Origin of the sequence: Allobosea vaviloviae, assembly GCF_001298265.1 — a bacterium.
GTDB classification, from domain to species: Bacteria; Pseudomonadota; Alphaproteobacteria; order Rhizobiales; family Beijerinckiaceae; genus Allobosea; species Allobosea vaviloviae_B.
In genome coordinates this window covers 24269-30671 of the sequence record NZ_LGSZ01000008.1, presented here as the reverse complement: position 1 = coordinate 30671, position 6403 = coordinate 24269, and the positions used below count along the sequence as shown (strand labels likewise).

Sequence of the window (6403 nt, the reverse complement as noted above, 5' to 3'; positions counted from 1 at the left end):
GAAACCCGGCCGGAGATTGATCGGAACCCCGGCCGGCTTCAAATCGGAATGGTGGCCGACATCAAATCGGAACGGTGGCCGGCTTCAAATCGGAATACCCGGCCGGATTGAATCGGAATCCGCAATCGTGAAATCGTTGAGTGCGAGACATTGTAGCTCCTGGCGATCTCGGTCATCGATTCCTCCCCGGCGTCGCGACGCCGCATGGCCTCTTCGCGCTGGTGCGACGTGAGCTTGAACCTCCGGCCGAGCTTCACGCCACGAGCCTTGGCGCGGGCGCGTCCTTCGCCGGTGCGCGAGCGGATCAGCTCTCGCTCGAATTCCGCCAAGCCGGCGAGCACCGTCAGCATCAGTCGACCATGAGCGGTCGTCGTGTCTGCCCATCCGTCTCCGAGCGATCGGAAGGCTGCGCCCTTGTCGGCGACGGCGCCAAGGATGTTGAGAAGATCGCGCGTCGATCGCGCCAGGCGGTCGAGGCGCGTCACGATCACGACGTCGCCGGCATTCAGCGTGCCGAGCATCTTGTCGAGCTGGGCGCGATCGCGCTTTGCTCCCGACACCTTTTCCTTGAAAAGTTTCGATGCGCCGGCCGCCTCGAGCTGCGCGACTTGGGCGTCGAGCGTCTGGCCGTCTGTCGAGACCCGCGCATAGCCATAGGTGAGGGGCATAAAACGGGCTCACATTGCGCACATATAATATGCACAGCCTAACCCGCTGGAATCGCTGTGTCGAGCATGCTGTGCATAATTCTTGATTTATGCACAACCATACATCGAGGTCGGCTGATCTACACCGGCACCAGCGCTGGCTCTGACGCCGAGAAAGCCAGCTCATTTGGCGCCACATGGTCAATGAGGACGATCGTTCCGGGCTCAGCGCTTCTGACGATAATCATAGCGTCGAGCTGAGCGGCAACGGCTGTCACAATACTTGTCCCCAATCCCGCCTTCGCGTTTTCGGATTCAGGCGGCATACCGACCCCATCGTCGCTCACCGAGAGCGTCCAGTTCGACCCGCTCGATCGATAGTCGACCTTGATCTGGCCACGGCGCTGGCCTGGAAATGCGGACCAAGGGCGCCTACGCCGAGATCAAGCGCATGAGCTGAGCCTTGCCTCGTGCCGGTGAGGGCGAGTGATCGCCCTCACGCTACCGGGTATGATCGCTCCGGGCCGGTATTCGCAAAAAAGCTCATGGCGGGAGCCGTGGATGGCAGAGCCTCGGGGACAACCATCTTGATCTCCTTGGACAGCGCGATCCCGCGCAAGGACAGCGCTACCAGTTGATGAGCCGCAATCTCGTCATAAACGGCCGACCTCATCACGACGGAGGCCCCGCGACCGGCGCGCACAGCGCGCTTGACAGCCTCCGTGCTCCCCAAACCGCCGATCGTCATCAATCGATCCGCCAGCGGTCCAAGCTGCTGACGCAGCAACCGGCCAGTCCCTGTCCCAGGCTCACCACCCAGCAATGGCTCTGTGATCAACTCCTCGACCGTGAGCGCGTCAAGCCCGCCCCAGCGATGACCGGGTGCAACGATGATCACGAGCGGTTCGCATGCCCATGTCCGGGCCGAGAAGCCATTTCGCTCGTCCCACCATTCGAGCACGGCAAGATCGGCTTCGCCGCGCCCCATGCGGTCGATCGCATCGGGATTGGGGCCAATCCAGGTTTCGACCGTGATGCCGGCCGTGGTCTGAAAATCCGCGATCGATGGCTGCAGCATGTAGATGCCGACATTGCTCGAGGAGACAATGCGCAAACGACGATCGCTCAACAGGGAAGGTGCGCGCTCGGCTGTCTTGACGAGCGCACGTGCGATGGGCAGGAAACGCTCCCCTTCCGCCGTTGGTCTGGCCTCTCGGGTCTGGCGATCGAGCAGGGGAACGGCCAGTTCCTCTTCCAACTGGCGGATGTGATCGATGATCGTCGACGGCGCGAGTTCGAGCATACGCGCAGCCGATCTCACCCCACGCGTCTCGACGATTGCTAGAAAGGTTCGCGCATGGATAAGATTCAGCATCGATCAGACATCGTCCAAAGAGCGGATCAGACATGAGGTTGGTTGACCGCACCGTCAGGCGTGGCCCCGGCCAGAGCTTGAAGGATGCTGTACGCGGCCGATAGCTCGATCTGCCGCCGCGCCAGGGTCACCGCCGAGCCGAGATGCGGGGTAAGGACAGTTCTGGCCCGTTGCTCGATCAATTGAGGATGGATCGCGAGAGGTCGATCGGGCCTGGCCCAATCCTCGCATTCGAAGACGTCGGCAGCGTAGCCGCCCAGCCGACCGTTATCGAGGGCATCGGCGACAGCTTGCTCGTCGACGAGTGACCCACGGGCGGGATTGACCAGAAGAGCGCCCGCCTTCATCTGGGCGATGGCGGCGGCGTCCATCAGAAAGAGAGTGCTCGGAGTCAGCGGGAGTCCCAGGATCACGATGTCGGCCTGCGCCAGCAGAGCTGGAAACGCCATCATCTCGATGAGCTCGGACTCCTCGCGCTCCTGCGCGTCGCAAGCGATCAGCCGACAATTGAAGCCCGACAGGCATCGTGCGATGGCGTGTCCCACTTGGCCAAACCCAACGATTCCAACGGTCGAGCCCGACAGCCCGGTGCCATAGAGCTGCGGGCGCCATCCGGCGAAGCCGCCCTGCCGGATCCTCTCGTCGCCGATCCGGATATGGCGTCCAAGCGCGATCGTAAGCCCGACCGCCAGTTCTGCCGTCGGCACAGTCAACAGGTCGGGGACGATGGTGACCCAGACGCCGCGCTCGGTCGCCGCCTCGACGTCGATGTTATCATAGCCCTTCAAGGCTGCGCCGATGATCTTCACATCCCTGCATCGATCAAGAAACTCGCCGTCGATGCGATCGGTCATGAACGCCATAACGGCGGACGCGCCTTGGCAGCGCTCAATGAGCGAATCGCGTGGCCAAGGCTCGACCGCCTCGTTGGACAGAACACGCGCTGCACCATCGAACGTCGCGCGGGTTTCGTCGAAGGATCGGCTGGTTAGGACAACCAAAGGCAAGGCCGCCAATGGCGCGCTTGTCATTTTAGAGACTTTCGGAGAGATGCGCCGATGCTGTCGACGGCAACGACGCAGGCGAGTATCGAGAGCAGAATCGCCGATACTTGATCATAGTTCAGCAGGCGCAAGGCCGCGATCAACTCGAACCCTATCCCGCCGGCTCCGACGATGCCAAGAACGGCCGAGGCGCGGAAATGATACTCCCAGCGATAGATCGTCACGTCTGTGAGCTGCGGCAGGACCTGCGGCAGGACCGCATGCGCGATAACCTGCAGCGAGCTCGCGCCGGCCGCCCGCGCGGCTTCCAGAGGCCTGGGATCGACATGCTCGATCGCCTCGGCATAGAACTTGCCGACCATCCCGACCGAATGCAGCGCCAAGGCCAACACGCCGGGCAATGCGCCAAAGCCGACAGCCGCCACAAACAGCACGCCAAGGATGATCTCCGGCACGGAACGGAGGAACGCCAGCAGGGTTCGGACAGCAAAGCAGATGACTGGGTGCGGGCTAGTGTTCGGGGCGGCCAACAGCGCCAGCGGCAGAGAGAAGACGACCGCAAGCGCCGTGCCCGCGATCGACATCGCAAGAGTGTCAAATAGCGGCCGCAGCCAGGACTGCCAGCGTCCGAAATCGGGTGGGATCATTTCGTCGGCAAGCTGGCTGATCGCCGGGCCGCTTTCGATGAAGCGCTGCAAGTCGAAAAACCCGGTTACGGCTAAAGCGACGAGGCAGACGGCGATGACCGTGGCCAGAAGCCCCGCCCCACGCAAAGCGGCGCGGCGCTCTTCGGCAAGAATTGTATCGAAGGACCCGGATGCGCTCATGCCAATCACCCGAGCTTGGCGATATCGAGACTGAGGATCTTCGCCATGTCGCGCAAGACGTCGTAGTCCTTGTCGGTGGCTGGCGCGAGCCGCTCGACCCGGAACAGCTTGAGGATCTCGGGATCCTTGAGTTCGAGGAACGCCTTCTTGATCGCGTCCTTGAGTTCGGGCTTGAGGTAGCCCTGAACCGTCATCGGGTAGTTCGGAATCGGATCGGACAAGGCGATCTGCTTCAGCTTGCTCGCATCGACCTTATTGGTCTCGACCAGAACCCGGTAGATCGGCTCCGACAGGGCGCCGGCGGGAATCTGTCCGGCCGCGACTGCCCGCGCCACCGCATCGTGCTTGCCAAGATGGACGACCTTGTAATCCTTTTCCCCTATCAGGCCGTTTTTGGCCAGATGCGCGCGCGGCGCGAGATGGCTCGACGTCGAAGCCTGATCGCCAAATGCGAAAGGCTTGCCCTTCACGTCGGCCAGTACCTTCACCGGACCATCGACGTTGGCGATCATAATGGAATTGTAGTTGGGCTTGCCCTTCTCGACGCCGACAGCGAACGGCTCGATTTCCGGCGCCTTCGACTTCGCCAGGACGTAGGAGAACGGACCAAAATATCCGACCTCGATCCGACCGAACCGCATCGCCTCTATCATTGACGAATAGTCAGTCGTCACGATGATTTCGACTGGCTTGCCAAGCGTCTTCTCCAGAAAGAGTTTGAGCGGCTGCGCATTTTGGATGATCGTTGACGCGTTCTCATCTGGCAAAAGCGCAATGCGCAGTTTGTCCGGGTTGGCCTTGTCGGCGACGGCAGGGCCGACCAGGGCAAAGAGGCTCGCCGTAGCGGCTGAGGCGATGAACGTTCTGCGCTTCATGACGATGTCCTCATCGATTGTATGGGTAGATTATTCGGCGGCGACAAGTTCGGCCGTGCGCGTCTGGTAAATGTGATCGAGAGCGATACCCCCGACTGACTCGGGACCGTCCTCGAACACGATCTCTCCCTTCGCCAGGCCAAAGATCCGGTCGCCGAACTGGCGCGCCAGTTCGACTTGATGGAGGCTGACGATCGCGGTGATGCCGTCTTCCCGGCAGATCCGGTGCAGGTCCTCCAGCACCTTGACGGCGGTCGCCGGATCAAGGCTTGCGACCGGCTCGTCGGCGAGCACGATCTCGGGCTTCTGCGCCATCGCACGCGCTATCCCGACCCGTTGCTGCTGCCCGCCCGAGAGTTGATCGGCGCGATCCAGCGCGCGGTCGGCGAGACCGACCCGGTCGAGAGCCTCAAGCGCCATGACTCGATCAGCACGGGGCAGCGGTGCGAGCGACCTGAGAAATCCGTGTGAAGCCAGGCGACCGGTCAGAACGTTCTCAAGCGCCGTCAGACGCCCGATCAAGTGGTGCTGCTGGAAGATCATGCCCGTTCGGCGCCGATGCGCCCGCAAAGTCGCCCTGCTAGCGAAGATCGATCCGTGCCCCTCGCTATGGACATCACCCCGCGTCGGCCGGACAAGTCCGTTCAGGCTGCGCAGGAGGGTCGATTTCCCGGCACCTGACTTGCCGAGCAGCACGATGAACTGCCCGCGCGCGAAAGTCGCGTTGGTCGTCTTCAGCGCCTCGACACCGTTCGGGTAGGTGACCGACACATCGACAACCGATATCATCGAAACTCTCCTTTAACGGAAATCCGTTCGTACAATCCGAACGAAAATCATCAACGTTCGTATAATTGCTAATGCGCACGCATGACGCCTGCGTGACACGAGGACGTTATGCTAGCCGTGTTTCGTGCGGTGGCAGGGAGATCACCGCCTGGTCATGACGGTCGTTGCTGCCGCCAAACGGCCGCCGACCCAAGGGCTCGCGCAGCATCGGAGAGCCAGCCATGTCGAGCCCGCCCAGCAGTATTGGGAAAATGTTTACAGTACCCGGCAGGCGGACGAGGTTAGCTGGTTCCAGGACGACCCAGGCTCTCGCTCGACCTGATCGCGCGTTCCGGGATCAGCGCCAATGCCCCCATCATCGACATCGGTGGCGGCGCCTCGGTGCTGATCGACAAGTTTCTAGATGCCGACCACTCGGCTCTGACCGTGCTCGACATCTCCCAAGTCGGCGTCATTGTCGCGCAGAAACGGTTGGAAGACCACGCCGGCCGCGTGACATGGATCGCCCAGGACGTGACCGCCTGGCATCCCCCGCAGGACGCCTTTGCACTCTGGCACGACCGGGCGGTGTTTCATTTCCTCGTCGAGGCAGCCGACCGCGCCGCCTACGTCCGCGCCCTCGATCGCAGCCTCAGGCCTGGGGGCTTCGTCATCCTCGCGCCCTTCTCCCTGACCGGCCCGGAGCGATGCAGCGGACTTCCCGTGAGGCGCTATTCGGCGGCTATGCTCCAGGCAGAGCTCGGGGCGGCCTATGCACTCGTCAACCAACAGCCGCAGACGCATCTGACGCCCGCCGGGAAGCGTCAGGATTTCATCTGGTGCCTGTTTCGGAAGTCAGCGACGTGAGGGGCGGTGCGGTCATGACCAGAATGGCGCAAGGCTTGTC

At 62.3% G+C, this 6403-nt stretch carries 7 protein-coding genes and 1 pseudogene; 1 reads left to right on the top strand and 7 read right to left on the bottom strand.

The features are described 5' to 3' along the window. Positions 1-38: 38 nt before the first annotated feature. From AE618_RS00455 to phnC, 7 genes and pseudogenes are all read right to left on the bottom strand, one after another. Positions 39-668 (bottom strand): recombinase family protein, encoded by a 630-nt coding sequence (locus AE618_RS00455; protein WP_156330028.1) that lies wholly within the window; start codon positions 666-668, stop codon positions 39-41. A 119-nt stretch (positions 669-787) separates the two neighbouring features. Continuing rightward, positions 788-1042: pseudogene (locus AE618_RS29120) on the bottom strand (histidine kinase); the annotation flags it as partial. Positions 1043-1143: 101 nt separating this feature from the next. Then, positions 1144-2022 carry a LysR family transcriptional regulator gene (locus AE618_RS00445; RefSeq protein ID WP_082364885.1) on the bottom strand — a complete coding sequence of 293 codons (879 nt, stop codon included), beginning with the start codon at positions 2020-2022 and terminating at the stop codon, positions 1144-1146. A gap of 26 nt (positions 2023-2048) precedes the next feature. Further along, a complete protein-coding gene (locus AE618_RS00440) occupies positions 2049-3053 on the bottom strand; it encodes an NAD(P)-dependent oxidoreductase (protein WP_082364884.1) in 1005 nt (334 codons plus the stop codon). Beyond that, positions 3050-3853: a phosphonate ABC transporter, permease protein PhnE gene (gene phnE / locus AE618_RS00435; protein ID WP_054207092.1), complete on the bottom strand. Its 804-nt coding sequence runs from the start codon at positions 3851-3853 to the stop codon at positions 3050-3052. The genes AE618_RS00440 and phnE overlap by 4 nt, the downstream gene beginning before the upstream one ends. Positions 3854-3858: 5 nt before the next feature. Further along, positions 3859-4728, bottom strand: coding sequence for a phosphate/phosphite/phosphonate ABC transporter substrate-binding protein (phnD, locus tag AE618_RS00430; protein ID WP_054207091.1), 870 nt, complete (start codon positions 4726-4728; stop codon positions 3859-3861). 30 nt (positions 4729-4758) lie between these two features. Beyond that, on the bottom strand, positions 4759-5517 hold the full coding sequence (phnC, locus tag AE618_RS00425; RefSeq protein ID WP_054207090.1) for a phosphonate ABC transporter ATP-binding protein: 759 nt from the start codon (positions 5515-5517) through the stop codon (positions 4759-4761). 381 nt (positions 5518-5898) lie between these two features. Here phnC and AE618_RS00420 point away from each other — a divergent pair, with 381 nt between their 5' ends. Continuing rightward, a complete protein-coding gene (locus AE618_RS00420; RefSeq protein WP_054207089.1) occupies positions 5899-6363 on the top strand; it encodes a class I SAM-dependent methyltransferase in 465 nt (154 codons plus the stop codon). Positions 6364-6403 lie beyond the last annotated feature (40 nt).

Bases quoted from the DNA above. Each gene is read 5' to 3' on its own strand.
- phnC (WP_054207090.1), bottom strand. From the start codon at position 5,517: ATGATATCGGTTGTCGATGTGTCGGTCACCTACCCGAACGGTGTCGAG.
- AE618_RS00445 (WP_082364885.1), bottom strand. From the start codon at position 2,022: ATGCTGAATCTTATCCATGCGCGAACCTTTCTAGCAATCGTCGAGACG.
- AE618_RS00440 (WP_082364884.1), bottom strand. From the start codon at position 3,053: ATGACAAGCGCGCCATTGGCGGCCTTGCCTTTGGTTGTCCTAACCAGC.
- phnE (WP_054207092.1), bottom strand. From the start codon at position 3,853: ATGAGCGCATCCGGGTCCTTCGATACAATTCTTGCCGAAGAGCGCCGC.
- AE618_RS00455 (WP_156330028.1), bottom strand. From the start codon at position 668: ATGCCCCTCACCTATGGCTATGCGCGGGTCTCGACAGACGGCCAGACG.
- phnD (WP_054207091.1), bottom strand. From the start codon at position 4,728: ATGAAGCGCAGAACGTTCATCGCCTCAGCCGCTACGGCGAGCCTCTTT.